This is a genomic window from Kitasatospora sp. MY 5-36 (assembly GCF_001182915.1).
In the GTDB taxonomy this organism is placed as follows: Bacteria; Actinomycetota; Actinomycetes; order Streptomycetales; family Streptomycetaceae; genus Kitasatospora.
Map to the genome: position 1 here is coordinate 1 of NZ_LFVW01000234.1, position 1,536 is coordinate 1,536.

Here is a 1,536-nt window from a genome sequence, read left to right on the forward strand (position 1 = left end):
GGGGGTGGCCTGTGGATCGTTGGGGCGGGGATCCGGTACTGTGGGGGTCAGCCCCTCGTGTGGCGTCATCTCTCTGAACCCCCCCAGGGCCGGAAGGCAGCAAGGGTAAGAGGGCTCTGGCGGGTGCGCGAGGGGTCTTTGCGTTCCCGGGGCCCGGTCGGGGCCGGTCTGGGACGGTCGGCGGGGTGAGGGGCGACGCGTTTGTCGGTCCGTCCCGATATCGTCGGGGGTGTGTCCCTAGCCCTGTACCGCCGCTACCGCCCCGAGACCTTCGCGGAGGTCATCGGGCAGGAGCACGTGACCGCTCCGCTCCAGCAGGCCCTGCGCAACAACAGGGTCAACCACGCGTACCTGTTCAGCGGGCCGCGCGGCTGTGGCAAGACGACGAGCGCGCGCATCCTGGCCCGTTGCCTCAACTGCGAACAGGGGCCGACGCCGACGCCCTGCGGGGAGTGCCAGTCCTGTCGGGACCTCGCGACCGGCGGGCCCGGGTCGATCGACGTGATCGAGATCGACGCCGCCTCGCACGGTGGTGTGGACGACGCGCGCGAGCTGCGCGAGCGGGCGTTCTTCGCGCCGGTGCACAGCCGGTACAAGATCTTCATCCTGGACGAGGCCCACATGGTGACCTCGGCCGGCTTCAACGCGCTGCTGAAGGTGGTCGAGGAGCCGCCGGAGCACCTCAAGTTCATCTTCGCGACCACCGAGCCGGAGAAGGTGATCGGGACGATCCGGTCCCGGACGCACCACTACCCGTTCCGGCTGGTCCCGCCCGGCACGCTGCGCGACTACCTGGCGGAGGTGTGCGGCCGGGAGGGGATCCAGGTCGAGGACACCGTGTTCCCGCTGGTGGTGCGGGCGGGGGCCGGGTCGGTGCGTGACTCGATGTCGGTCATGGACCAGCTGCTGGCCGGGGCCGGCGAGGGCGGCGTGACGTACCAGATGGCCACGGCGCTGCTCGGGTACACCGACTCCGCGCTGCTGGACGAGGTGGTGGACGCCTTCGCCGCGCACGACGGGGCGACGGTGTTCCAGGTGATCGACCGGGTGGTCGAGGGCGGGCACGACCCGCGCCGCTTCGTCACCGACCTGCTGGAGCGGCTGCGCGACCTGGTGATCCTGGCCACCGTGCCGGACGCGGGGGAGAAGGGGCTGATCGACGCCCCGGCCGACCGGGTCGCGGTGATGCAGGCGCAGGCGGACGCGTTCGGCGCGGCCGAGCTGAGCCGGGCCGCCGACCTCGTCAACACCGGGCTGACCGAGATGCGCGGCAACGCGGCGCCCCGGTTGCAGCTGGAGCTGATCTGCGCCCGGGTGATGCTGCCTGGCGCGTACAGCGACGAGCTGTCGTTGCAGGCGCGGATGGACAAGCTGGAGCGACGGGCGTCCGCGGGCGGGTTCGCCGCGCCGATGGCGGTCCCCGGGGGCATGCCGATGGCGGCTCCGACGGCGACGCCTCCGATGGCGGTGGCGCCGGTGGCGCCGGTGGCCGAGGTGCCGGTGGCGCCCGCGCCGGTCCAGCCCGCCGCCGTACCG

Annotated in this window: 1 protein-coding gene and 1 other RNA gene; both read left to right on the forward strand. The window is 72.7% G+C overall.

Annotated elements, in window-relative coordinates; genetic code table 11:
- The first annotated feature begins 49 nt into the window (after positions 1-49).
- Positions 50-140: signal recognition particle sRNA small type (gene ffs / locus AE652_RS43475), an RNA gene on the forward strand.
- A 91-nt stretch (positions 141-231) separates the two neighbouring features.
- Positions 232-1,536 (forward strand): DNA polymerase III subunit gamma and tau (locus AE652_RS17175; protein ID WP_049652323.1); only part of this gene is annotated, 1,305 nt, incomplete at its 3' end.